The sequence below is a fragment of the Paenibacillus aurantiacus genome, from assembly GCF_042431225.1.
Lineage (GTDB): Bacteria > Bacillota > Bacilli > Paenibacillales > Paenibacillaceae > Paenibacillus_Z > Paenibacillus_Z aurantiacus.
The window spans coordinates 119,982-143,370 of the sequence record NZ_JBHMDO010000009.1; the positions used below are offsets into that span (position 1 = coordinate 119,982).

Sequence of the window (23,389 nt, forward strand, 5' to 3'; positions counted from 1 at the left end):
AGTTAAGGACTAGTGAAGTCTTCGCTTACCCCATTCGGCTTGAGTTCTAGTTTGAATGCATCGCCGCTGGGACTTGTTGACAAGCGGAGGCTCGATATTTGCCGACTTTGTAAAGCCGCCAAGTCAAAACCAAAGCCAAGGGCCAAAGCTCAGCGCCCTCGGCTCTCTCTCTTGCGCCGAGTTTCGATTTCGAAACTTCGGCGTTGACTTCCACTGCCAAGCTATGCTATATTATGTCGGTACGAAACAAAATGAATAACGCACAAGCAGAAGCACCCGCTTCTCACCTACTCGGCTTGGCCGACTGGTTCGCGACTAGGAATGGAAGTGTCCTCGCTTACGAGCGATGATTGATACGACTACGATCTTGGTTAATGGAATGCGGGTCCGCAGGGGCCCGCATTTTTTGTTTGCAGTCGCGCCCGCGGGCGCTATAGATGCACATTATTTTTGGAGGTGGCAGGTTATTAGCAGAGAACATCAAATCAATGACGAGATTCGCGCTCGTGAAGTGCGCCTTGTAGGCCCGGAAGGCGAACAGATCGGCATTACGCCGTTCCGCGAAGCGCTTCAAATGGCGATCGACGCCAACATGGATCTCGTCAATGTTGCTCCTACCGCGAAACCGCCGGTATGCCGCATTATGGACTACGGTAAGTTCCGTTACGAGTCACAGAAGAAAGAGAAAGAAGCCCGCAAGAATCAGAAGATCGTCGATCTGAAGGAAGTATGGTTCCGCGCGAACATCGAGGAGAACGACTACCAGGTTAAATTCCGCAACGTCGTGAAATTCCTCGGCGAAGGCGACAAGGTGAAAGCTTCCGTCCGTTTCCGCGGCCGTGAAATTACCCATGCTGCCATCGGACAACGCATTCTGGATCGGCTTCAGAAGGAAGTCGCGGACATTTGCGTGGTCGAGCGTGTGCCGAAGCTGGAAGGTCGAAGCATGATCATGATTTTGGCACCAAAAAACAACAACTAAGCTTAAATTCTTTGAGGAGGATCATCACATGCCTAAGATGAAAACGCACAGCAGCTTGAAAGACCGTTTCAAAATTACGGGTACAGGCAAAGTGAAACGCTACAAAGCGTTCCGCAACCACCTGCTTTCCGGCAAATCCGGCCGTCAGAAGCGCGTTCTTGCTGGCCAGCCGCTCATGGCTGCAGGCGACGTTCGCCGCATTCAACAAGGTCTTGCAAACCTGAAATAGTCCGTAGCGAATACGGTTTTCAAATACGCACTAAACAACACTCGGGAGGTTTCTACTCATGGCAAGAGTTAAAGGCGGTTTCGTCCGCGCACGTCGTCGTAAAAGAATTTTGAAGCTCGCAAAAGGTTACTTCGGTTCGAAGCACCGCCTGTTTAAAACAGCAAAAGAGCAAGTCATGAAATCCCTGATGTACGCATACCGTGACCGCCGCAACAAAAAACGCGACATCCGCAAACTGTGGATCGTTCGTATCAACGCGGCAGCTCGCCAAAACGGTCTGTCCTACAGCAAATTCATGTTCGGCCTGAAACAAGCCGGCGTGGAAGTAAACCGCAAAATGCTGGCTGACCTGGCCGTGAACGACATCAACGCGTTCAACTCCCTGGCAGCAGTAGCGAAAGAAAAAGTAAACGCGTAGTACGCGTTGCATATCGCCAAGGACTCGTGCCTTGGCGGACGAAAGGCCAAACAGATCGCTCTGTTTGGCCTTTTTTTACGCCCAGCATGGTAGTCATCTCTAGGGTGAAAGTCCCGAGAGGGGCTGACGAACGCCTGCCGTTAGCCAAGAACCAAGGTTTGTCTGCCTCCGAGTTAAATCAGCTGGCTAGGCAGATGCAGATGATGGTCCGCACGTTTTAAAATCGACTAATAATGAGGAAGCGGCTTGAGTGGGCAATCCATCAAGCCGCTTTTTCGCTTCCCGGGGAAGGTGGCGCAAGAAATACCGTCTCCCATGCTACAATAAAGGCAGCGTGACATCGCAAAGAGGAGGCAATACCGATGCTCATTATTGACGGCTATCATCATGTAAGCCTACTTGTAACGGACCTTGCCCGTGCCAAGACTTTCTATAAGCAGGTTCTCGGCTTGGAAGAAATAACGCGACCGCCCTTCGACTTTCCCGGCGCGTGGTTCGCCGTCGGCGAGAGCGGCCAGCAGCTCCATCTTATTGTCCACGACGGGGAGACACGAAGATCGGGCGGGATCGATACAAGGGATGGACACTTCGCGCTGCGCGTGAAGGATTACGAAGCGGCGATCGAGGAGCTCGGCAGGCATGGCATCAAATATCGGGCCAAGCCGGAGAGCATAACGGGATTCGCCCAGATTTTCCTGCTCGACCCAGATCATAACATAATCGAACTGAACGCGATCCGAACTGAAGAGTGAAGTCATTAATGGCCGAACATGGCGGGCGGCCAGCGATTGGTCTCGCACCATTACGCCCAGTCGAGGTGCGTCTGGCACGCTGCACGCGAAGACGCTTAGAGCGGCGGGGGCTAAACGCTTCCCAACCGGAACGCGCAGCTATTTGGGGCATGCAATGCCTATCTGGCCAGGAAGAAGAAGCAATCATAGAAGAAACAATCCATTGCGGTTGGGATGAAACGGCAGAAGGAATGAATCCAAGGGAATAGGGTGATGCTCCGCGCAGGCTGGGATGAATGCCGTAAATAGACGGGTGTCCACCTCCAGTGTACAGGTGAGTGCCGTGTTTAGGTTCTTGTTCGCGGGACAGGAATACAGTCCGGCGGCGTGCGCGCTGAATAGGATATAGGACAACTGAGCATTGCTCTCCACTCTTGTCCAACACGGAGGGCGGCTTGGCAGTTCATATCCATTTGGGAGGGAAACGCTCATGCAGCGCGTCACCAAAGAGCAAGCGCGTAAATTGGTTGGCAAAACGGTCTACGCCGTTCGCAAAGACGGTTCGGTTGCTTCTGGCAAGCTTGTCCGCGTTTCGAATAATAAACTTTATTTGAAACCGGTTGGCAAGGACAAAGGCAAAAAAGTGAAAACGAAAGCCATTCTGCCGCTGGTATTGTTCGATTTGCTGGCAATCGGCACGCTCCCGTTTTGGGGCGCTGGCTTCGGGGGGGGCTTCGGCCCCGGCTTTGGTCCGGGATTCGGCGGGCCGGGATTCGACGGCCCGTGCTGTGACCAGCCATTTGTCGGCCCTGGATTCGGCCCCGGCGTTGGCCCGGGTTTCGGGGGCCCCGGCTTCGGCCCCGGCTACGGCCCTGGATTCGGTCCGGGCGGGTTCGGCGGTTATCCAGGCCTGTTCTAAGCCGGTCACGGGCCAAGCGGCGGGTCAGCATTACGGGGCAAGCGATTTGGTCATTTCGTAGCAGCGGATGTAGTCGTAGTAGCGCACCGTCGTAAACCCGAGTCGCTGGTACAGGACGTGCGCTTTGTCGTTGCCTTTATCGACGAACAACCGGGCGAGGGTGCAGTTTTTGGAGCGGCCGTACGCCTCGCCGTGGGCCATGAGCAGCCGGCCCCAATGTTTGCCGCGATGGTCGGGATGGATGGCGAGCATGTCGTATTGGAGGATATCACCGATGACGTACAGGTGAAGGAATCCAAGCGGCATGCTCGTTTTTTTGCGTGAAATGACGAAGGTAACGCCTTGACGAAGACGCTTGGGCAGCTCGCGGATCGTCCTCGCGTCTTTCGGGTTGGCGGTATGCGACAGCGGCATCAGTTCGGTGCGGATGAGGCGGATGATTTCGGCGTCATCCGTCCGGGGGCGTCTTGGCCGTATGAGAGCGATGGCGATCATCCCGCTTTCTGCAATGGGTTGCTGTATCGTATGTATGCGGGCGAATTGCGGTGCTTGCTCCGCAATACTCACTTTTTCGAATTGCGCGAAATCGAGTCCTTGACGAACCGAATCGGTGAGCATATAATAATCAACAAGTTAATACTCTATCGGCAATGATGAGGACGAAGTGTTAAGGGCTCTTTTGCTCAGAGAGCGGACGGATCTGCTGCAACCGTCGCCAAAACCCCTTTCCAACGAGCTCACCTCGGAGCTGTTTCCCTGAACATACGCGCCTGTCCGGCCGTCCTATTAGGGGGAATCGCGAGGCACGCGTTAATGTGCCGGGTGCGATCTGCGATGCGCTTGCAGACGTACTTGTTAAGGTTATTCGCCGCGAGGCGGATGACAAACATGGGTGGTACCACGGAAGCGATAGCCTTCCGTCCCTAGTGGTTCGCAGAGCGGGCTGCTGGAGACGGTGGGCTTTTTTGTTTTGGTTTTTCAAGAGAGGAGGACGACTGATGGTCGCGCAAAATGCAACGTTAAAGTCGAAAGAGGAAATCATCGAGAAGCTGAAGAAACCCGAAGTCATTTCGGGGTCTGAGATCTTACTCCGGAGCTTGGTGCTGGAAGGTGTCGAGTGCGTGTTCGGCTATCCGGGCGGCGCGGTGTTGTACATTTATGACGCGATGCACGGGTTCTCCGACTTCAATCACGTCCTGACCCGCCACGAGCAAGGGGCAATCCACGCCGCGGACGGCTACGCTCGCGCAAGCGGCAAAGTCGGCGTTTGTATCGCCACGTCGGGTCCGGGTGCGACGAACCTCGTCACCGGCATCGCGACGGCTTACATGGACTCGGTGCCGATGGTCGTCATCACGGGCAACGTCGCTACGACGCTGATCGGTACGGACGCATTCCAAGAAGCGGATATTACCGGCATCACGATGCCGATCACGAAGCACAGCTATCTCGTCCGCAAGGCAGCCGACCTGCCGCGGATCATCCACGAAGCATTCCATATCGCGAACACCGGCCGCAAAGGTCCCGTGCTCATCGATATTCCGAAGGACGTCTCGGCGGAGATGACGATGTTCCAGCCGGTGACCGAAGTGAACCTGCGCGGCTACAACCCGACGGTCACGCCGAAGAAGCAGCAGGTCGACAAGCTGATCAAGGCGATCGAGACAGCCGAGCGTCCGCTCGTGCTGGCAGGCGGCGGCGTCGTGTATTCCGGCGGCCACGAAGAGTTGCTCGAGTTCGTGACGAAGTCCGGCATTCCGATCACGACGACGCTGCTCGGCCTCGGCGCCTTCCCAAGCGGCAACGAGCTGTGGCTCGGCATGCCGGGTATGCACGGCACGTGGACGGCGAACATGGCGATCCAGAATGCGGACTTGCTAATCAACATCGGCGCTCGCTTCGACGACCGCGTTACCGGCAAGCTGAAGGGCTTCGCGCCGCACGCGAAGATCGTGCATATCGACATCGATCCGGCCGAGATCGGCAAGAACGTACCGACGGACATTCCGATCGTTGGCGACGTGAAGACGGTGCTTGAGATCGCGAACAAGGACGTGAAGTGGGCGGCGAACGCCGACGCATGGCGTGCCCAGTTGGCCGGCTGGAAAGCCGAGAAGCCTTTCCGCTACACGGATTCCGACGAAGTGTTGAAGCCGCAGTGGGTCGTGGAGATGATCCACGAGGAGACGAAAGGCGAAGCGATCGTCACGACGGACGTCGGTCAGCATCAGATGTGGGCCGCGCAGTACTACAAGTTCAACCAGCCTCGCTCCTGGGTCACCTCGGGCGGTCTCGGTACGATGGGCTTCGGATTCCCGTCGGCGATCGGGGCACAGATGGCGCATCCGGACCGGACAGTCGTCTCGATCAACGGCGACGGCGGCATGCAGATGTGCGCGCAGGAGCTCGCGATCTGCGCGATCAACAACATTCCGGTCAAGGTCGCGATTCTGAACAACCAGGTGCTTGGGATGGTTCGCCAGTGGCAGGAGCTGATTTACGATAACCGCTACAGCCATATCGATCTGGCAGGCAGCCCGGATTTCGTGAAGCTGGCCGAAGCATACGGCGTTAAGGGCTTCCGCGCCTCGAACAAGGAAGAAGCGCGCGCAGCTTGGGTCGAAGCAATGAATCACCCGGGTCCGGCGGTCGTCGAATTCGTCGTCAACAAGGGAGAGAACGTCTATCCGATGGTGACGCAGGGCTCGACGATCGACCAGATGTTAATGGGGGATGAAGAATGAAGAAGCATACGATTGCCGTACTTGTGAATGACCAGCCCGGCGTTCTGCAGCGCGTATCCGGCTTGTTCGGACGCCGCGGCTTCAACATTGAGAGCATCACCGTCGGGACGAGCGAGGAAGCCGGCTTGTCCCGGATGGTCATCGTCACCACGGGGGACGATAACACGCTGGAACAGGTGACCAAGCAGCTGTATAAGCTGATCGACGTCATCAAAGTCATCGACCTGAGCGCGAACCCGATGGTCGCCCGTGAATTGGCCTTGATCAAGGTCAACGCGGAGCCGGCGGTTCGCCCCGAGATCCTCGGCGTCGTCGAGACGTTCCGCGCATCGGTCGTCGATATCGGCACGCACACGCTGATGGTGCAGGTCGTCGGCGACACGGAGAAGATCGACGCGATGGTCGAGCTGCTGAAGCCGTACGGCATCCGCGAGCTCTCCCGCACCGGCGTGACCGCGATGATTCGCGGCAACGCAAGACCTTAGCAACATCTCAATTGAGACACAAGCGTCGCACTTATCACCGGACTTACCGCCCGTTTTGGGCGGGAGTTCAAGCGGGAAGACAAGCTTATGCTGTAATGCGGCAATGAAACGCAGAACAGAAGCGGCCCATAGCGGCTTCCCCTTCAACACCCGCTCAAAAGGGTTAAACTAAAGGAGGCATCATTCGATATGGCAGTTACACTCTATTATGAAAAAGACGCAGACCAAGGCGTTCTGCAAGGTAAAACGATCGCGGTTATCGGCTACGGAAGCCAAGGCCACGCACAAGCGCAAAACCTGCGTGACAGCGGCTTGAAAGTTATCATCGGCCTGCGTCCGGGTAAATCCGCCGACAAAGCGAAAAACGACGGTTTCGAAGTATTGAACGTTGCTGAAGCGGTTAAAGTCGCTGACGTTGTTCAAATCCTGATGCCGGATGAAACGCAAGCGAAAGTATACAAAGAAGAAATCGAGCCAAACCTCAAAAAAGGCGCAGCTCTGATGTTCTCCCACGGCTTCAACGTTCACTACGGCCAAATCGTGCCTCGCAAAGATACAGACGTTCTGCTCGTTGCTCCTAAATCCCCGGGCCACATGGTTCGCCGTACGTACGTGGAAGGCTTCGGCGTTCCTGGTCTGATCGCGATCGAGCAAGACGCTACAGGCAACGCGAAAGCAATCGGCCTTGCATACGCAAAAGGCATCGGCTGTACACGCGCAGGGGTTATCGAAACTTCGTTCCGCGAAGAAACCGAAACCGATCTGTTCGGCGAGCAAGCCGTACTTTGCGGCGGTGCTACGGCACTCGTTAAAGCAGGTTTCGAGACGCTGGTTGAAGCTGGCTACGCGCCGGAGATGGCTTACTTCGAGTGCTTGCACGAGCTGAAGCTGATCGTTGACATGATGTACGAAGGCGGTCTCGCTTCGATGCGCGACTCCATCTCCAACACAGCTGAATACGGCGACTACGTTACAGGTCCTCGCGTCGTAACGGACGAGACGAAGAAAGCGATGAAAGCGGTACTGGACGACATCCAATCCGGCCGTTTCGCGCGCGACTTCATCCTCGAGAACCAATCGAACAAAGCGATGATGACGGCTACCCGCCGCCGCGAAGCCGAGCATCCGATCGAGCAAGTTGGCGGTCAACTGCGCGAACTGATGCACTGGATCAAGAAGTAATCGACGTTATTCCATACGGATATAAGGCCTATGCTACCGGTCCGCCGGCGCAGGCCGACCTAAAGCCGCCCCTTGAGGCCACGTGCAACCGGATCGCCGGAAGCCGCCTCTTGGGGCGGCTTTTCTGTATGAGGCGATGCTCGCCGTCATGACAAAAGAAATGACAAGACATGCCGCGTATCGCATGAATTCGTTCGTCTTCACGCTTGGTTCCCATGCTATAATGTTGGTAAAACTAGACACGTACACACGGGGGCGTTAGCGGAATGTTCTTTGTATGGATCGCGCTATGGGTGACGGCGGTTCTGCTCATCGTCTCGAACCGGCGCAGCGCTGCGGTGCGCTGGCTCAGTCTTATGTCGTTCTGCGCGGGGACGGGTGCTTTCGCGGCGGTAATGGAAGGGTGGATCGTCGCGGCCGCCCAGACGGGTATGAGCGCGGCGGACGAGGCGATGATTCGGAACGTGCAGCGCGGCTGCTCGTGGACCAGCTACTACGGACTAACGTATGCGTTCCTCTGCTTCGCGGCCGCGTACAACAGAGAGGCGCTGCCGCAACCAATCGCGAAGTGGCTGCCGCTCGCGGCGCTTGTGCCGGTCGGATTCATGTTTACGCTGCCGCTCGCCGGGGAATTGCCGGTGCACTACGAAATATTGGCTATTTGGGCGCTGCCTTACACCGCGGCTGGAACGCTGCTGCTGCTGCGCAAGCGCGGGATGAACCCGGCAGAGCGGCGTGCACACCTGGTCGTGACCGCGGCAGTGCTGCCGGCGCTGCTCATTGCCGTCACGATGAACTACGTCATGCCGCTATTCGGCGTGTACCGGATGTGGGTCTACAACGTATGGCCGATCGCGATCGCGTTTGCGATTTTCATCGTATCGCTGTTCAACTTCGGCTTCCTCGGCGTGCAGCTGCTCATCGAGCGGCGAAGAATGGATCACTCGCTCCGCGCGATCACGAGCGGGACGGCGATGCTCAACCATGCGATCAAGAACGATATCGGCAAGATCAAGCTGTTCAGCGACAAAATCGAGCGGGCGGCAGGAAGCGAATCGAACGCCGAGCTTCGCGACGATATTCGCGTCATCGCCAGCGCCGCGCAGCATATCGAAGCGATGATCCGCAGCGTGCATGACCGCACGCAGGAGCTTCGGCTGCAGACGCAGCGCATTAATTTGGCCGAGCTGGTGCGCTTGCAGACGGCATCGATGGCGCCGGCCCTGGAAGGGCGGATCAAGATGACCGCGGAGCTCGACGAATTGGCCGAAGCGGACGCGGATCCGGCCCAGACGCTCGAGGCGATCGGCAACGTCCTGAATAACGCGGTGGAGGCGATGCCAGCCGGAGGCGAGCTGCATGTCTGCGTCCGCACCGCCAAGCGGGGCAGCACGATTGAGGTTCGGGACACAGGTGGCGGCATCGACAAGCAGAACCTGCGCAAGGTGGTCGAGCCCTTCTATACGACCAAGAGCGGGAAGAACATGAATTTCGGACTCGGGTTAGCCTACTGCTACCAGCTGATGAACCGGCAGGGCGGGGAGCTGCGGATCGAGAGCGAGCTCGGCAAGGGGACGAGCGTCATGTTTCATTTCCCGAAGATCAAGAAGCAACGATAAGGAAAGCTAGCGCACATGAGCGGCAGGGGGAACAGTAATGGAAGGACAGCGGACGGAAGCAATTCGGGTCATGATCGTGGAGGACGATCCGGATTGGCGCAGAGGGCTGGTTGCGTATTTGCAAAGCGAGGCGGACATCGAGGTCGTAGCCAGCACGGATGAACCGGACGCGGCGCTTGCGCTGGCGGCGGAAGCTGAGCCGGACGTCATTCTGCTCGATATTATGATGGCGGACAATCCGGCGGGGCTGAAGCTCGCGGGCGAACTGCCGGCGGCAACGGGCGCACGCGTCATTATGCTGACGTCAATGGAAGACCGGGAGTTCGTCGTCGAGGCATTCCGGGCGGGCGCGGTCAACTATTTGGTCAAATCGGACTTTACCGCGATCCCGCAGGCAGTCCGCCAGGCGGCGGCCGATCGGTCGGCGATTGATTCCGCCGCGGCACAGCTGATGCTGCAGGAATTCCGGCGACTGAAAGCGGTGGAGCAAGAGTACGAGACGGACAAATTCAAGCGCCTCGTGACGCCGGCCGAGGTCCAACTGCTGTCGATGATCCATGACGGATACAGTCAGAGCCAAATCGCAGAGAAGTCGTTCCTTTCACTCAGGACGGTCAAGAACCACGTGAACAACATTTTGCGCAAGATCGGAGCCAAGAGCTCCAAAGATGCGGCACAGCAGGCGAAAGACAAAGGGTTGTTCTAGAGGTCCGGGTGAAAAGTAAGCTGCCTGCGGTCGAAATGGGCTTTTTGCTCGCTGTTGTCCTCGAATACTCTGATACCGGTTGGTTTCTGGGTTGATATTCGAGGACAAAGGCGACCGCAAGAAAATACTTCCGAAGCAGCTTTCTTCCAGAAAGCTTTTTTGCTGTACCATCTCCCTTCCGACTCTCCGGACATTTCTTCGCCAGGCAGGAATCTAGACAACCGTTCTTGTTGCGGATAATAGCGTAAAAGCGCGTCAGCGGGAATGGACGAATTCCCTCGGCGGAGGGCAATGCTGTCAGGTTAAGGAGCAACGTCCGGATGGAGAATGAGCGGCGTGCAGACGAGCAATAACGACCTAGGCGTCGTTATCGAGGCACGGACGGCACGTGGACGAGCAATAACGACCTAGGCGTCGTTATCGGGTGAGCGGACGTATTGAGGACGAGCAATAGCGACATAGGTGTCGTTATCGAGTGCGCCGACGTATTGAGGACGAGCAATAGCGACATAGGTGTCGTTATCGGGTGCGCGGAAGTCTTGTGGACGAGCATTAGCGACCTAGGCGCCGTAATCGGGAGCACGGACGGCCCGTGGACGAGCAATAACGACCTAGGCGTCGTTATCGAGAGCATGAACGTCTTGCAGACGAGCAATAACGACCTAGGCGTCATTATGGTGCGCGGACGGCCCTTGGACGAGCAATAACGACCATTAGCATCGTTATCGAGGCACGGACGGCCTGACGAGCAAGCTCCAACCTCGTCTCCATACCGCTTCCCGGCGGGCTTAACCTGACAGCATTGCGGCGGAGGGGGAAAGGAGGATGCTGAAGAACGAAGTCCTTTTATCATAGATGGACACAGCGGCGCGCTTAACTTATATGCAAAACCTATAAAAGCGATAGCTTTCATATCTTAGTCGGATCGGGGCAAATATGATACAACTGTTCATAGAGTGAGAATCGTAATCAATAGCCGTATAGCGGCTTGCGACCCGGTCTTGACCAAGATGGCCGGGAATGAAAACAGAGGGAGCAGTGAAACATAATGGCTGACGTAAAAAAAATCGCCGTCATCGCGGGTGACGGTATTGGACCGGAAGTAGTCGGGGAAGCGCTGAAAGTACTGAAGAAGACCGAGGAGCTGTTCGGCTACCAGTTCGAGACGGAGCACGGCCTGTTCGGCGGCATCGCGATCGACGAGAAAGGCACGCCGCTGCCGCAAGAAACGCTGGAGATCTGTCAGAAAGCCGACGCCGTGCTGCTTGGCGCGGTTGGCGGCCCGAAATGGGACAACAATTCGAAGGAGCTTCGTCCGGAGACGGGTTTGCTCGGCATCCGCAAGGCGCTTGGCCTGTTCTCGAACATCCGTCCGGCTACCGTATTCGATTGCCTGAAGGAAGCGTCCACGCTGAAACCTGAAGTGCTCGACGGCACGGACCTGATCGTCGTGCGCGAGCTGACGGGCGGCATCTACTTCGGCGAGAAGTTCCGCCGCGAAGGCGCCAATGGCGAAGAAGCGGTCGATACTTGCGTATATAACGTGACGGAAGTGGAGCGCATCGTTCGCCAGGCGTTCGATATCGCGCGTACGCGCCGCAAGAAGCTCGCTTCGGTCGACAAAGCGAACGTACTCGAGACGTCCCGCCTGTGGCGCGAAGTCGTGAACCGGATCGCTCCGGAGTATCCGGATGTCGAGCTGGAGCACGTACTGGTCGACAACTGCGCGATGCAGCTGCTTCGCCGTCCTGCGAGCTTCGACGTTATCGTGACGGAGAACATGTTCGGCGACATCCTGAGCGACGAAGCGGCAATGCTGACGGGTTCGATCGGCATGCTGTCCTCCGCATCGCTGGGCGAAGGCAGCTTCGGTCTGTACGAGCCGGTACACGGTTCCGCGCCGGATATCGCGGGTCAAGGCATTTCCAACCCGATCGCGACGATTCTGTCCGTTGCACTCATGTTCCGTCTGTCGTTCGGCTATCACGAAGCGGCGCAAGTAATCGAAGACGCCGTGAAGAACGTGCTTGACGCTGGCCACCGCACGGGCGACATCGCAGTCGATAAGAGCAAGGCGATCGGCACGACGGCGATGGGCGATCTGATCGTTGCCGCAATGGCGAAATAATTCAAATTATAATTATTATTGTTAACGAATAGCTTTAATCTTGACTCTATTCTAATGTAGTGGTACCATTTATTCGAAAGTCACTCACCGTGACGAATGTACAGGTTCGTAACCATTAGAAGGAGGAAATCAAACTCATGACACAACGTTTGGTAGGACGTCCGGCTCCGGACTTCGCAATGGAGACTGTTTCCGGCGACGGCAAAACTTTCGGTAAAGCATCTCTGAACGACTACAAAGGCAAATGGCTCGTGCTGTTCTTCTATCCGCTGGACTTCACGTTCGTATGCCCGACTGAAATCACGGCGCTGTCCTCGGCTGCCGAAGAGTTCAAGAAGCTTGACACGGAAATCCTCGGCGTCAGCGTTGACTCCATCCACAGCCACCGCGCTTGGATCAACACGCCTGTTGCCGACAATGGCCTTGGCCAACTGAACTTCCCGCTCGCAGCCGACATCACGAAGACGGTTGCTCGCGACTACGGCGTTCTGATCGAAGAAGAAGGCGTTGCACTGCGCGGCCTGTTTATCATCGATCCGGAAGGCGAATTGAAATACCAAGTCGTCAACCACAACGACGTTGGCCGCAGCGTAGAAGAGACGCTTCGCGTTCTTCAAGCTCTGCAATCCGGCGGTCTGTGCCCAATGAACTGGAAGCCAGGCGACAAGCACCTGGTTGCTCAATAATAGCTTAACCAAGGGGAAACGGCTGCGCTGTCATTCAGCGGCGCGGCGCGTTTCATTCCGGATAAGCGGATTGGTTTGCGTTCACAATCCGCAGATTGGGAATGCAGCATTCAGCAAGGGAGAAATACAAGATGATTTATAGGCATGAAACTTATAAAATTCTTGTATTTTAAGCTGAGGAAGCTGGCGTCGTCTTTATGCGGCGCCAGCTTTTTCATTGCGAGAAATCAACATGATTTGCTCAAGCGAACCGGCATCCTCTCAGGGGTGCCGGTTTTTTCCTGCTTACCGGGCTTTAGGCGAAAGCAGGAATTACGCTAGCCCGCCGCGAATACGTTAGAAGAAGCCTAGTGGGTCGTTGCCCAGTAGGATAGGCAAGTCTCATAGCGAGCAGATGCGCCAACCTTGCTGCACCAGTCATGAAATTGGAAGATCGGCGCTTATCAACTAAACGTAGGAGCAGACCGATATTACAAATATAGACGGTACTAGAAGGGAGACAGACATATGAGTTTTTGCTGCGGTGCTAGCATGATAGGAACGAACGGGACGCTGAAGCATTTCCGGACGCATATTCATAACGTTCCGATTCTTTTTTGCCCGGTATGCCACAGAGTCGAGATCCATCACGGGATTGAGAACGAGTACGAGATTCTGGCCGAGTACGCGCACGGCGACGGTGCTACCGAGGTGGATTTCCTCGAATATGTCGAGCAAGACGGCCTTATGTTGTTTGAAAATTGCGTAAATAACGAGAACGAAGATCCGCTCGATGTCGTCTCCAACCAAATCGACATGGCGCTCGATCTGCTCAGCTTCGCGGCCCAGATTGAAGACGAGGCTTGGGCGGCGGAACTGAAGAAACGGCTCGGGGTGCTCGGCCAGCGGAAGATGAAGCTGCGCCAGCGCCGTACTTCGGAAGGTTATTGTTAAGCAAATCCGGCCTCCTTAGCCAAGGAGGCTTCATTTTTTTGCGGCTTCTCAAATCCGGCCCCCTCAATACGGAGTGCGGTTGCGAAACTATTGATTAAGAGGTGGAGCGGTTGCTACTAGTACTGTTTAAACGCTTTTTCGGCAAGCAGAGCCGGGCGGCAGTCGAACAGGAAACACCCGAGGCGATCGTCATGCGCATCCGCGCGGGCGATGCTTCCCGCGACGATTTTATCGCCGCGTACGAACCTTATATTGCGAAGGTGACGAGCCGGTTCTGCAAACGATATGTCAACCCCGAATATGACGATGAATTCAGCATTGCGCTTAGCGCCTTCGATGAAGCGATCAATCAGTTCTCTCCCGAAGCCGGAAGGTCGTTCCTGGGCTTTGCCGATACGGTCATCCGCCGTAGGCTGATCGATTACGTGCGCAAGGAGCAGCGGCATGCAAGCAGCGTGCCGACAAGCGCTTTCGACGCGCTCGACGAGGACGAGCAGACGATTAACCCGGTGGAACGAAACGAAGCGATGGCTCGTTACGAAGTCCAGCGGGAGAGCGACGCGAGGCGGCTGGAGATCGCGGAATATAACACCTGCCTGGGCAGGTATGACATAAGCTTTGCCGAATTGCCCGATTTGTCGCCCAAGCATGCGGATTCCCGCAGATTGCTTGCGTCAATCGCATTCCTGCTGGCCGATACGCCTGTGCTGATGAGCGCGCTTGGCGCCAGCGGCAAAATGCCGATCAAGGAGCTGTGCCTGATGGCCGGCGTATCCCGGAAGACGATCGAGCGCAACCGGAAATACATTATCGCCCTTGCTTTGCTTCGGGACGGCGACTTCCCGCATCTGCAAGGATATCTAGAGCATCTGCAGCCAGATGACGCAAGCGTCAGCACAATGAAAGGAGGAAGCGCATGAACCGGGCAGTGGTGATGGAAATTCGCAACAATGTCGCTGTTGTCATGACGCCGGACGGAGAGTTTCGAAAGGTGAAAGCGGGCGAGGGCGTGCAGGTCGGCGACGAGGTTCGGCTAGACGAGGCCGCTCAGCTGCCGCGCAAGCGCGCTTGGGGAGCTCGATCCCGATACGGGATGGGGGCTGCCGCTGCCGCGATCATGCTGCTTCTTCTCACGCCATGGCTGGCGAAAGTCGCAATGCCCGAACCGGCGGTGGCCGCTTATTTGACGATGGATATTAATCCGAGCGTGGAGCTTGGCATCGATGCCAAGGAACGGGTCGTGGAGCTGCATCCGCTGAATCCAGACGGCGCTAGACTGATCGAAGGGCTTGAATTTAAAGGCAAGACGGCGGAAGCGGTGGCGGCCGCGATCACGTCGCGTGCCCGGGATGCTCATTATTTCGATAGCAACGAAGGCGACATCTTCATTACGAGCGTGCTGATGAAAGGCAATGAAGACTACGAGGACGCCTTGACCGAGCATGTGAATACGGCGGTGAAGGAATCGCTGGCCGCCAAGAAAGAGAGCGGGCCGGCAACGGATGCGGTGGCGGTGTCGACGCTTAGCGTTCCGGAGGAAGTGCGGGAGGAAGCGAAGCAGAGCGGCGTCTCCTCGGGCAAAATGGCGTTCTACTTGCTGGCGAAAAGCGAAGGGCATGAAGTCGATTTGGAGGAGCTCAAGCATAAGTCCATCCACAATACGGCCAAAGCGCTCGGCGGCGTGGAGAAAGTACTCGGTTCGGCCGAGAAGAAGCAGGAAGGCGAGACGACGATCGATAAGAAGTCGATCAAGACGAAGCTGAAGGCGCTCGCGGCCGAGAACCAATCGAAGCGCGGTCAAGGAAAGGCGAATGCGATAGCGCCTACGAAGCCGGCATCGGCTAAGCCAGAGAAGGACGATGCCACCGCCGGTTCCGCCGCAGGCGGCAAGACGCCGGCCGAGCCGGCCAAGAACGGCGGCAAGCCTGCGGCCGCCTCGCAGGGAGCGGGCGGCAAGAAGCAGCAGGATCGGGCAGGTGCAGGCCAGGAATCCGGCAAGTCCGGCGATAAGAATAACCGGTGGAAAGACCGCGAAGACGACCGGCAATCGGACGGGTGGAACCGGAACGACGAACGCGTTGACGATCAGAATCGTGATCGCGGTAACGGCCGAAGAGCGGACAAAGACGACGACCGCAACAAGAACGAGCGAAATACGGACCGGCAGGACGGGCAGCAGGGCGGCAAAATCGCCTCTACTGGCCGTCATGACGGCGGTTCGGCCGGGACGCAGAAGGATGCGGCCAAAAACGGAACGCAAGCGAGCGGTGGAGGGAGCAGCGGTAAGAACAGCGGCAAAACGACCGAAACCACTAGCGGGGGGAAGTCGAGCGCGCAAGAGAAGGAGAAGAACGGCAAATCGCAGCGCGATGATGACGATCAGGGCGACAGCCGGAGTAACGGCAAGTCCCGTGAAGATCACGACGATTCCGATTCGGGCAAAAATCAAGGGCGCGGCCAGACGAAGCAGCAGGAACGGGAGAACGGTACTTCGAAGTCGGAGCGGGAACGCGGTTCGGACAAAAGCAAAAATAAGGATTAGCCGGCGATATCGCCGAGCCTGCCTGCCGACAGGGCGCGGGAGCATTTGCTCTCGCGCCTTGTTGTACTTCATTTCCGTACGCGGCGAAAGGTTTGATTTATGTCTAACGGCTGTCCGTACCAGATGCTGGCTTACGTCTAAGGGCTGTCCGTACCAATTAACGAACCGAACCGGTCAGCGCCGCCTGTAGCCTTGCCTTATGCCTCAATTCAGGCCAATTCCCGTGAGCGGGCTTCAATTATGAGGTGCGTTAAGCTTATGGCTGTCCGTACCACTGAAAGCTGGTGCCTATTTAGCAGCAGCCTCTCTATCCAGGCGGGTGGGATGCTCTCCAGCTCTCGGTGAGAAGCGCGGCGATTTTCGACAATCTCTTCGGTTGCAAAGGAAAGACGCAGTTACTATCATTATTTGTAAGTGCATCCATGTACGGGCATAGCGAAAACGGCAATTGTTCAAGCGGAGGCGATGGGGCTCGTGGAAATATTCCACATTCGGGAATGGGCGGATGCGATACATGCGCGCCGGCGAGGTCGCGAAATTGCGTCGCGCATCGGATTCGGGTTGGTCGATCAGACGATTATTGCGTACACGATCTCGGAGCTTGCGCTCAAATTGATTCAATTTCCGGAGAAGGGCCATATGGTCATTCGTAGAATGGAACGATGCAAAGGGGACGCAGGCGGAGGTCCGGGGCTGGAAGTGCGAATCTACGATCATTACCGAGGCCGCGAGCGGATCTCGGCCGAGTGGGCGCGCCCGCTCGTCGATGATATGGTGGCGGCGTGGGATCCGGCCCGCGGCAACATGATTCAATTTCGGAAATGGCTAGCCTCTTGGCGCGTCGATTTCCCGGTTTGTGCGGCAGGAGAGGAGCAGGGCTAGCATGCAAGCAATTCGAAAGCGCTATTTTCCGGCGGTTGCAGAATATGTGAGAAGCGGCAGCGAGCAATCGCTGTTCGAAGCGACGGAGATCGGCAAATGGCTGCAGGGCGTTCACCCGGAGGATATTATCGCGATTCATGAAGAATCGATGCAAATGTTGGTCGCGAACGTGGAGTCGGACGAGGCGCTTAAGCTGTACAGCCGCTCGTTCGTATTCCTGATCGAGCTGATGGTGGCGTTCCGGTTCCGGGACGAGCGGGAGCCGGTGCCGATCGAACGGGTGAGCGCGGCGCGCGACCAGGTACTCAGCTCCCAGCGGTCGGTGCAGATGGTGAAGGACAAGTATGAGAATGTCCTGCAATATATGGACAGCGGCCTGGCGATTTTCGATAACGACGGGCTGCTTTCTTTCGTCAACGTGCAGATGTCCAGGTTGTTCGATATTCCGCGCAAAACACTGATCGGCTGCAATCTCCGCGACATTCTGCTGCACCCGAAGCTGCGCAAGAGCACGCGGCGCATCGTGCTGCGGGTGTACAAAGAGATGTTCCTCCGGCGCAGCCGCTACTTCGAGCTGCAGGACGCGAACGGGCGGCATCTGCTCGTGACGATTACATACGGCGACCAGCTCGACGGCGACTATTTGTTCAGCGTGAAGGACGTGTCGGAATACAAGCAGATCGAGCAGACGGCTTACCAGAACGACAAATTGGCGATGCTCGGGAAGATCGCCGCATCCATCGCCCACGAGATCCGCAACCCGCTTACGTCGATCCGCGGGTTCATTCAGCTGCTGCGGCCGCATTTGTTCCAGCTGGGGAAGGAAGAGTACGCGCGGATCATTCTCGCCGAGATCGACCGGGCGAACGACATTATCTACGAATTCCTCAACTCGTCGAAGCCGTCGGCTCCGATGAAGCAGAACGTACATATCGGCTCCTTGCTGAAGGAAGTCATCATGCTGTGCGAGAGCGAGGCGCTCATGAAGGGCAGCGAAATTCAATACGAAGCGTACGATGACCAGATGACGACGTCGGTGGACGTGAAGCAGGTGAAGCAGGTGTTCCTCAACATGCTGCGTAATGCTATGGAAGCGATCGAGGAGATCAGCGGAGAGCGGAGCGGGCGCATCGACATTGTGGCTCGGCGCGACGGCTCCTATGCGGAGATTACGGTTCGGGACAACGGCAAGGGGATGGACCAGACCGTCCAGAATCGGCTGTTCGACCCGTTCTTCACGACGAAGGAAGCCGGGACGGGGCTCGGGCTTGCGGTCAGCTACCGGATCGTCCGCAACCACGGCGGCTCGATTCGCGTGACGAGCAGCAGCGGGGAAGGCACGGACTTCAAGATCTATTTGCCATTAGTGGAGTAAACGCTTAGAATCGGGTATGCTGATAATACCCGATTTTTTGGCATTTGCGCGGAAGGAGAATGAACAATTATGGCAAGTAACATCCAATTTACATACGGGGTGCAGGATCGCGGAGCGGCGGATTATGATGTAATCGTGGCGTTCCTGGACCGGGAAGATTTGCAGCAGGCGGACGCGGCATGGGTACATCCGCAGTTGGACGAGGCGCTGCGGGCTCACGCGTCCAAAGGCTTGTTCAAAGCGGATACGAAGGAAACGATCGTGCTGCCGACGCTTGGTCTGATTCCGGCCAGCCATGTCATCTACGCCGGTATTACGCACAAGAACGATACGCTTGGCAGCCTGCGCGATGCGGCTTCGGCGGCAGCGAAGGCGGCCGGCAAGCTGAAGGCGACGGCGATCCAGCAGCTTATCCCGGCGGCGGTAAGCGTGGGCGCGTCGACGTACACGATTGCGCAAGCGGCGCAGGCGCTGACCGAAGGCTATGCGCTCACGCTGTACAAGCGCAAATCGTTGAAGAAGGAGCTGGCCGCGCAGACCGTGCAGACGGTCTCATTCATCAAGGTGCTGGCGGAAGGCGGCGATGAGCTGGCATCGCAGTGGGAAGCGGGCATCGAGCGCGGCAAAGTGTTCGCCGAGGCGGTCAATTATGCGCGTGACTTGACGAACATGCCGGGCAATAAGCTGTATCCGGAGCTGCTGGCCATGGAAGCGGAGGATACGCTTGGGCAATACGAAGACCTGGAGATCGAGGTGCTGGACGAATTCACCGCGGCCGAGCAGGGGATGGGCGGGCTGATGGCTGTCGGTCAAGGCAGCGCGCATCCGCCGCGCATGATTGTTATCCATTATCAGGGCGATGAAGACAATGATACGGTATGGGGCTTGGTCGGCAAAGGCATCACGTTCGACACCGGCGGTATCTCGCTGAAGCGAGCGCCGGGCATGGAGGAGATGATCTCCGATATGGGCGGCGCCGCGGCGGTGCTTGGCGTTATGCGCATTCTCGGCGAGCTGAAGCCGAAGGTGAACGTGATCGCCGTCATTCCGTCCGCGGAGAATATGCCGTCCGATCGCGCCTTCAAGCCGGGCGACGTCATTACGATGATGAACGGCACGACGGTCGAAATTACGAACACCGACGCCGAGGGCCGTATTGTTTTGGCCGACGGCGTGACGACGGCGATCCGTCGTGGCGCGACGAAGCTCGTCGACGTGGCGACGCTGACCGGCGCGGTGCTGGTCGCGCTTGGGGACGTCGCGACAGGCGCCATTGGCAACGACGATCAGCTGATGCAGGACGTCATTCTGGCGTCGAAGCATGCCGACGAGCGGATTTGGCCGATGCCGAACTATCCGGAATTCCGCAAGCAGCTCGACAGCGACCAGGCGGACTTGCGCAACAAAGGCTCGCAGTACGGCGCGGCAAGCATCGCGGGACTGTTCATCGGCGCGTTCGCCGAAGAGCGTCCGTGGGTGCATCTGGACATCGCCGGCACGGCGTGGCTCGAGCGCGAGCGCAGATGGGAGCCGAAGGGCGGCACGGGCGTCATGGTGCGCACGCTGGCGGAGCTGCTGCTTCGCGCTTAAGGGGAGCAGCCAATTGAAAGGAGCGGCTCGCGAGCCGCTCTTTTTATTTGGCTTGGGGGTACTATAGGAGAAGTAAAGGGGAGGGGCAATGCTGTTAGGTGAAGGGATTATGTCCGGTGAAGCCATCCATGCCTATAGTTGACAGGCTTATGCCTTAAGAATGACTTTGAAACCCGCTGAAGCTTTGTCCGCAAGGACAAAAGCGTGCCCCGCTCAAGCCGACCCGCCGACCGCGAACAAACGTGCCAGAACGAAGAAGGGAGTCCAGAGGGCAAAGTCCTTTGGTTCCCCTCAGCGGAGGGGGAAGGGGGAGGAAACAAGCCAAAACCGCGCAAGTTCAAAAATTCAGAATATGCTTGATAAGCGTGGAGCAATGTAGTATATTAGCAACAATATTTCAAATACGTTGCAGAGGACCAGTAGGAATGAGCAAGTCGCGTAGCAGAGAGCTGTTGGATGGTGCGAAACAGCCGCGAAGCCGATCCGAACTCACCTTGAAGTAGCCCGCCGAAATTCAGCACAGTAAGCGGAGCCGGAGCCTGACCGTTATTGCAGGAGGATAAGGGAGCACGTCCCTGTCCGTTGAGCGCATGCCGGCCCCGGCGTGAATCAGAGTGGTACCGCGTAAGATTTCACAGTCTTTCGTCTCTATACAGTATAGAGACGGAAGGCTTTTTTATTTTTCTCCGTGCCGCCGCACGGGCCAATACGAGTAGAAGGTGGTCATCATCATGAACAATGTCGAGAAGTATGCCCGCGGTTATTTTATGCCGCCGAAGCCAAGCATGAAGTGGGTAGAGAAGGAATACATCACCGAAGCCCCGACCTGGTGCAGCGTCGACCTTCGCGACGGCAACCAAGCGCTGGTCGTACCGATGAACCTGGAGGAGAAGCTGGAATACTTCCAGATGCTCGTGAAGATCGGCTTCAAGGAAATCGAGGTCGGCTTCCCGGCGGCGTCGGAGACGGAATTCACCTTCCTGCGGACGCTGATCGAACAGAACCTGATCCCGGACGACGTGACGATCCAAGTGCTCACGCAATCGCGCGAGCATATCATCCGCAAGACGTTCGAATCGCTGAAAGGCGCGAAGAGCGCGGTCGTCCATCTGTACAATTCCACCTCCGTCGCTCAGCGCGAGCAGGTGTTCAAGAAGTCGAAGGAAGAGATTATCGCGATCGCGGTCGCGGGCGCGAAGCTGTTCAAGGAATGCGCGGCTGAGACGGAAGGCAACTTCAAGTTCCAATATTCGCCGGAGAGCTTCACGGGCACCGAGATCGATTTCGCGCTCGATATCTGTAACGCGGTGCTGGACGTCTGGCAGCCGACATCAGACAACAAGGTCATCATCAATTTGCCGGCGACGGTGTCGATGTCGATGCCGCACGTGTACGCGAGCCAGATCGAATACATGAGCGAGCATATGAACTATCGCGACAACGTCATCCTCTCGCTCCACCCGCACAACGACCGGGGCAGCGGCGTGGCGGACGCCGAGCTGGGCATCCTGGCGGGCGGCCAGCGGATCGAAGGCACGCTCTTCGGCAACGGCGAGCGGACGGGCAACGTCGATATCGTGACGCTGGCGCTGAACCTGTACTCGCACGGCGTCGATCCGAAGCTGGACTTCTCCAACATTACCGAGATCATCGAAATGTACGAGCGCGTCACCCGGATGAAGGTGAACGAGCGTCAGCCGTACGGCGGCAAGCTGGTCTTCGCGGCCTTCTCCGGCTCCCACCAGGACGCCATTGCCAAAGGGATGAAGTGGCGCGAGGACAACGACTGCCAGCATTGGACGGTCCCGTACCTGCTCATCGATCCGAAGGACATCGGACGGGAATACGAAGGCGACGTTATCCGCATCAACAGCCAATCGGGCAAAGGCGGCATCGGCTACCTGCTCGAGCAGAAGTACGGCCTGGATCTGCCGGCGCGCATGCGCGAGAGCTTCGGCTACGCGGTCAAGAACGTCTCCGACCGCGAGCAGAAGGAGCTGCAGCCGGAGGAGATCTACGATATTTTCGTCCGCGAGTACGTCAACATCGCGGCGCCGGTGCAATTCCTGAATTACCGGTTCACGGAGCATGACGATTTCCAGACGGTCGTCAAGGTAAAGGTGAATGGCGAAGCGCGCGAGTTCACGGGCGCGGGCAACGGCCGCCTCGACGCAATCAGCAGCGCCATTCAAAGCGAGCTCGGCATCCGCTATTCGAACCTAATCTATAAGGAGCATGCGCTGACGGTCGGCTCCAGCTCGCAGGCGGTCTCGTACATCGGCATTACGGCCGAAGACGGCACCGAGCAATGGGGCTGCGGCATCGACGTCGACATTATGACCTCCTCGGTCAAAGCGCTGTTCAGCGCGGTGAATAAAATCGCATCCCAGCGGGGATAACGTTGGAAGTACGGTCGGCAAGTACCGGGCGCAAGGAGGCGAAACGCATGGTGTACGTGCATGGCGCGAACGAAGAGCGCGACATTGATCCAGCCCGGATTCCGCCGGGGCAGATCCTGACGACGAACTTCCCCGTGCTGCATCACGGCGACGTGCCGTATTATAACAACATGGCATTGTGGAACCTGAGGCTGTTCGGGCTGGTCGAAGAGGAAGTGACGATCGGGTACGGCGAGTTCATGAAGCTGCCGATGCGCGAATACACGAACGACATCCACTGCGTGACGACGTGGTCGCGCCTCGACAACGTCTGGGGCGGCGTCGCGGTATCGACGATCATGGAGCAAGTGCGGCTGAAGCCGGAAGCGAAGTACGTCATGCTTCACGCCGAGCAGGGATGGTCGACGAACCTGCCCCTGGAAGACTTCATGCGCGAGACGTCGCTGCTGGCGGTGCGCCATGGGGGCGAGCTGCTAACGCCGAAGCATGGGTATCCCGTGCGAATGGTCGTGCCGCATCTGTACTTCTGGAAGAGCGCGAAGTGGCTGCGCGGCATCGAGTTCATGGCCGAGGATAAGCCGGGCTTCTGGGAACAGCATGGTTATCACATGTACGGAGATCCCTTCCAAGAGGAGCGCTTCGCCGAAGGATACGGCGACGACGAAGAGGATTACAGTTTTATTTTCAACACCCCGGATTGAATGGGGGAATGAACGGCGAGAAGAGGCCGTCTCAAAAGGGTTTAGTAATTGTCTTCTAAGTCTTCTAACTCCGAAGCCCCCCCTAAATTGAACAAAAAAATGGCGTTACAGGGTCTTATCCCTGTAGCGCCATTTGCC

The 23,389-nt window shown here is 57.2% G+C and carries 22 protein-coding genes and 1 other annotated feature; of the genes, 21 read left to right on the forward strand and 1 reads right to left on the reverse strand.

Annotated elements, in window-relative coordinates; all coding sequences use genetic code 11:
• Window positions 1–484 precede the first annotated feature (484 nt).
• From infC to ACFFSY_RS04775, 5 genes are all read left to right on the forward strand, one after another.
• Complete coding sequence (gene infC / locus ACFFSY_RS04755; RefSeq protein WP_377490721.1) at window positions 485–982, forward strand: translation initiation factor IF-3; 498 nt, start codon at window positions 485–487, stop codon at window positions 980–982.
• 28 nt (window positions 983–1,010) lie between these two features.
• Window positions 1,011–1,211: a 50S ribosomal protein L35 gene (rpmI, locus tag ACFFSY_RS04760; protein ID WP_148932499.1), complete on the forward strand. Its 201-nt coding sequence runs from the start codon at window positions 1,011–1,013 to the stop codon at window positions 1,209–1,211.
• A gap of 58 nt (window positions 1,212–1,269) precedes the next feature.
• The gene (gene rplT / locus ACFFSY_RS04765; RefSeq protein ID WP_148932500.1) at window positions 1,270–1,629 is read left to right on the forward strand and encodes a 50S ribosomal protein L20; all 360 of its coding nucleotides are present in this window, start codon (window positions 1,270–1,272) and stop codon (window positions 1,627–1,629) included.
• A 362-nt stretch (window positions 1,630–1,991) separates the two neighbouring features.
• Window positions 1,992–2,381 (forward strand): VOC family protein, encoded by a 390-nt coding sequence (locus ACFFSY_RS04770; RefSeq protein ID WP_377490655.1) that lies wholly within the window; start codon window positions 1,992–1,994, stop codon window positions 2,379–2,381.
• A gap of 469 nt (window positions 2,382–2,850) precedes the next feature.
• Window positions 2,851–3,279 carry a hypothetical protein gene (locus ACFFSY_RS04775; protein ID WP_377490658.1) on the forward strand — a complete coding sequence of 143 codons (429 nt, stop codon included), beginning with the start codon at window positions 2,851–2,853 and terminating at the stop codon, window positions 3,277–3,279.
• Window positions 3,280–3,309: 30 nt separating this feature from the next.
• On the opposite strand, the gene ACFFSY_RS04780 is transcribed toward ACFFSY_RS04775, so the two are convergent.
• Window positions 3,310–3,774: a GNAT family N-acetyltransferase gene (locus ACFFSY_RS04780; protein WP_377490661.1), complete on the reverse strand. Its 465-nt coding sequence runs from the start codon at window positions 3,772–3,774 to the stop codon at window positions 3,310–3,312.
• Window positions 3,775–4,277: 503 nt separating this feature from the next.
• Between ACFFSY_RS04780 and ilvB the strand changes: the two genes are divergently transcribed.
• The 16 genes from ilvB to ACFFSY_RS04860 all read left to right on the forward strand — a co-directional run bounded on the left by ilvB (window position 4,278) and on the right by ACFFSY_RS04860 (window position 23,251).
• On the forward strand, window positions 4,278–6,023 hold the full coding sequence (gene ilvB, locus ACFFSY_RS04785; RefSeq protein ID WP_377490664.1) for a biosynthetic-type acetolactate synthase large subunit: 1,746 nt from the start codon (window positions 4,278–4,280) through the stop codon (window positions 6,021–6,023).
• Entirely contained in the window at window positions 6,020–6,508 is a 489-nt protein-coding gene (ilvN, locus tag ACFFSY_RS04790) for an acetolactate synthase small subunit (protein WP_377490667.1), read from the forward strand. The genes ilvB and ilvN overlap by 4 nt, the downstream gene beginning before the upstream one ends.
• A gap of 189 nt (window positions 6,509–6,697) precedes the next feature.
• The gene (gene ilvC / locus ACFFSY_RS04795) at window positions 6,698–7,690 is read left to right on the forward strand and encodes a ketol-acid reductoisomerase (RefSeq protein ID WP_377490670.1); all 993 of its coding nucleotides are present in this window, start codon (window positions 6,698–6,700) and stop codon (window positions 7,688–7,690) included.
• A gap of 266 nt (window positions 7,691–7,956) precedes the next feature.
• Window positions 7,957–9,309 (forward strand): sensor histidine kinase, encoded by a 1,353-nt coding sequence (locus tag ACFFSY_RS04800; protein WP_377490673.1) that lies wholly within the window; start codon window positions 7,957–7,959, stop codon window positions 9,307–9,309.
• Window positions 9,310–9,346: 37 nt separating this feature from the next.
• On the forward strand, window positions 9,347–10,015 hold the full coding sequence (locus ACFFSY_RS04805; RefSeq protein WP_377490676.1) for a response regulator: 669 nt from the start codon (window positions 9,347–9,349) through the stop codon (window positions 10,013–10,015).
• Between the two features lie 539 nt (window positions 10,016–10,554).
• Window positions 10,555–10,722: a hypothetical protein gene (locus tag ACFFSY_RS04810; protein ID WP_377490679.1), complete on the forward strand. Its 168-nt coding sequence runs from the start codon at window positions 10,555–10,557 to the stop codon at window positions 10,720–10,722.
• 341 nt (window positions 10,723–11,063) lie between these two features.
• Entirely contained in the window at window positions 11,064–12,143 is a 1,080-nt protein-coding gene (gene leuB / locus ACFFSY_RS04815) for a 3-isopropylmalate dehydrogenase (RefSeq protein ID WP_377490682.1), read from the forward strand.
• A 137-nt stretch (window positions 12,144–12,280) separates the two neighbouring features.
• Window positions 12,281–12,829: a peroxiredoxin gene (locus ACFFSY_RS04820; protein ID WP_377490685.1), complete on the forward strand. Its 549-nt coding sequence runs from the start codon at window positions 12,281–12,283 to the stop codon at window positions 12,827–12,829.
• Window positions 12,830–13,336: 507 nt separating this feature from the next.
• On the forward strand, window positions 13,337–13,762 hold the full coding sequence (locus ACFFSY_RS04825) for a hypothetical protein (RefSeq protein WP_377490688.1): 426 nt from the start codon (window positions 13,337–13,339) through the stop codon (window positions 13,760–13,762).
• A gap of 110 nt (window positions 13,763–13,872) precedes the next feature.
• Window positions 13,873–14,682: an RNA polymerase sigma factor SigI gene (gene sigI, locus ACFFSY_RS04830; protein ID WP_377490691.1), complete on the forward strand. Its 810-nt coding sequence runs from the start codon at window positions 13,873–13,875 to the stop codon at window positions 14,680–14,682.
• The gene (locus tag ACFFSY_RS04835) at window positions 14,679–16,304 is read left to right on the forward strand and encodes an anti-sigma-I factor RsgI family protein (RefSeq protein WP_377490694.1); all 1,626 of its coding nucleotides are present in this window, start codon (window positions 14,679–14,681) and stop codon (window positions 16,302–16,304) included. The genes sigI and ACFFSY_RS04835 overlap by 4 nt, the downstream gene beginning before the upstream one ends.
• A 474-nt stretch (window positions 16,305–16,778) precedes the next feature.
• Window positions 16,779–17,186 carry an ATP-binding protein gene (locus ACFFSY_RS04840; protein WP_377490697.1) on the forward strand — a complete coding sequence of 136 codons (408 nt, stop codon included), beginning with the start codon at window positions 16,779–16,781 and terminating at the stop codon, window positions 17,184–17,186.
• A 1-nt stretch (window position 17,187) separates the two neighbouring features.
• A complete protein-coding gene (locus ACFFSY_RS04845) occupies window positions 17,188–18,561 on the forward strand; it encodes an ATP-binding protein (protein ID WP_377490700.1) in 1,374 nt (457 codons plus the stop codon).
• 69 nt (window positions 18,562–18,630) lie between these two features.
• On the forward strand, window positions 18,631–20,151 hold the full coding sequence (locus ACFFSY_RS04850) for a leucyl aminopeptidase (protein ID WP_377490703.1): 1,521 nt from the start codon (window positions 18,631–18,633) through the stop codon (window positions 20,149–20,151).
• A 397-nt stretch (window positions 20,152–20,548) separates the two neighbouring features.
• Window positions 20,549–20,804: a binding site (T-box leader), on the forward strand.
• 78 nt (window positions 20,805–20,882) lie between these two features.
• A complete protein-coding gene (gene leuA / locus ACFFSY_RS04855; protein ID WP_377490706.1) occupies window positions 20,883–22,550 on the forward strand; it encodes a 2-isopropylmalate synthase in 1,668 nt (555 codons plus the stop codon).
• Window positions 22,551–22,597: 47 nt separating this feature from the next.
• Window positions 22,598–23,251 (forward strand): sulfite oxidase-like oxidoreductase, encoded by a 654-nt coding sequence (locus tag ACFFSY_RS04860; RefSeq protein WP_377490709.1) that lies wholly within the window; start codon window positions 22,598–22,600, stop codon window positions 23,249–23,251.
• Window positions 23,252–23,389 lie beyond the last annotated feature (138 nt).

Coding starts and splice junctions, on each gene's coding strand:
- rpmI (WP_148932499.1), top strand. CDS start 1,011: ATGCCTAAGATGAAAACGCACAGCAGCTTGAAAGACCGTTTCAAAATT.
- rplT (WP_148932500.1), top strand. CDS start 1,270: ATGGCAAGAGTTAAAGGCGGTTTCGTCCGCGCACGTCGTCGTAAAAGA.
- ACFFSY_RS04770 (WP_377490655.1), top strand. CDS start 1,992: ATGCTCATTATTGACGGCTATCATCATGTAAGCCTACTTGTAACGGAC.
- ACFFSY_RS04775 (WP_377490658.1), top strand. CDS start 2,851: ATGCAGCGCGTCACCAAAGAGCAAGCGCGTAAATTGGTTGGCAAAACG.
- ACFFSY_RS04780 (WP_377490661.1), bottom strand. CDS start 3,774: ATGATCGCCATCGCTCTCATACGGCCAAGACGCCCCCGGACGGATGAC.
- ilvB (WP_377490664.1), top strand. CDS start 4,278: ATGGTCGCGCAAAATGCAACGTTAAAGTCGAAAGAGGAAATCATCGAG.
- ilvN (WP_377490667.1), top strand. CDS start 6,020: ATGAAGAAGCATACGATTGCCGTACTTGTGAATGACCAGCCCGGCGTT.
- ilvC (WP_377490670.1), top strand. CDS start 6,698: ATGGCAGTTACACTCTATTATGAAAAAGACGCAGACCAAGGCGTTCTG.
- ACFFSY_RS04800 (WP_377490673.1), top strand. CDS start 7,957: ATGTTCTTTGTATGGATCGCGCTATGGGTGACGGCGGTTCTGCTCATC.
- ACFFSY_RS04805 (WP_377490676.1), top strand. CDS start 9,347: ATGGAAGGACAGCGGACGGAAGCAATTCGGGTCATGATCGTGGAGGAC.
- leuB (WP_377490682.1), top strand. CDS start 11,064: ATGGCTGACGTAAAAAAAATCGCCGTCATCGCGGGTGACGGTATTGGA.
- ACFFSY_RS04820 (WP_377490685.1), top strand. CDS start 12,281: ATGACACAACGTTTGGTAGGACGTCCGGCTCCGGACTTCGCAATGGAG.
- ACFFSY_RS04825 (WP_377490688.1), top strand. CDS start 13,337: ATGAGTTTTTGCTGCGGTGCTAGCATGATAGGAACGAACGGGACGCTG.
- ACFFSY_RS04835 (WP_377490694.1), top strand. CDS start 14,679: ATGAACCGGGCAGTGGTGATGGAAATTCGCAACAATGTCGCTGTTGTC.
- ACFFSY_RS04845 (WP_377490700.1), top strand. CDS start 17,188: ATGCAAGCAATTCGAAAGCGCTATTTTCCGGCGGTTGCAGAATATGTG.
- ACFFSY_RS04850 (WP_377490703.1), top strand. CDS start 18,631: ATGGCAAGTAACATCCAATTTACATACGGGGTGCAGGATCGCGGAGCG.
- leuA (WP_377490706.1), top strand. CDS start 20,883: ATGAACAATGTCGAGAAGTATGCCCGCGGTTATTTTATGCCGCCGAAG.
- ACFFSY_RS04860 (WP_377490709.1), top strand. CDS start 22,598: ATGGTGTACGTGCATGGCGCGAACGAAGAGCGCGACATTGATCCAGCC.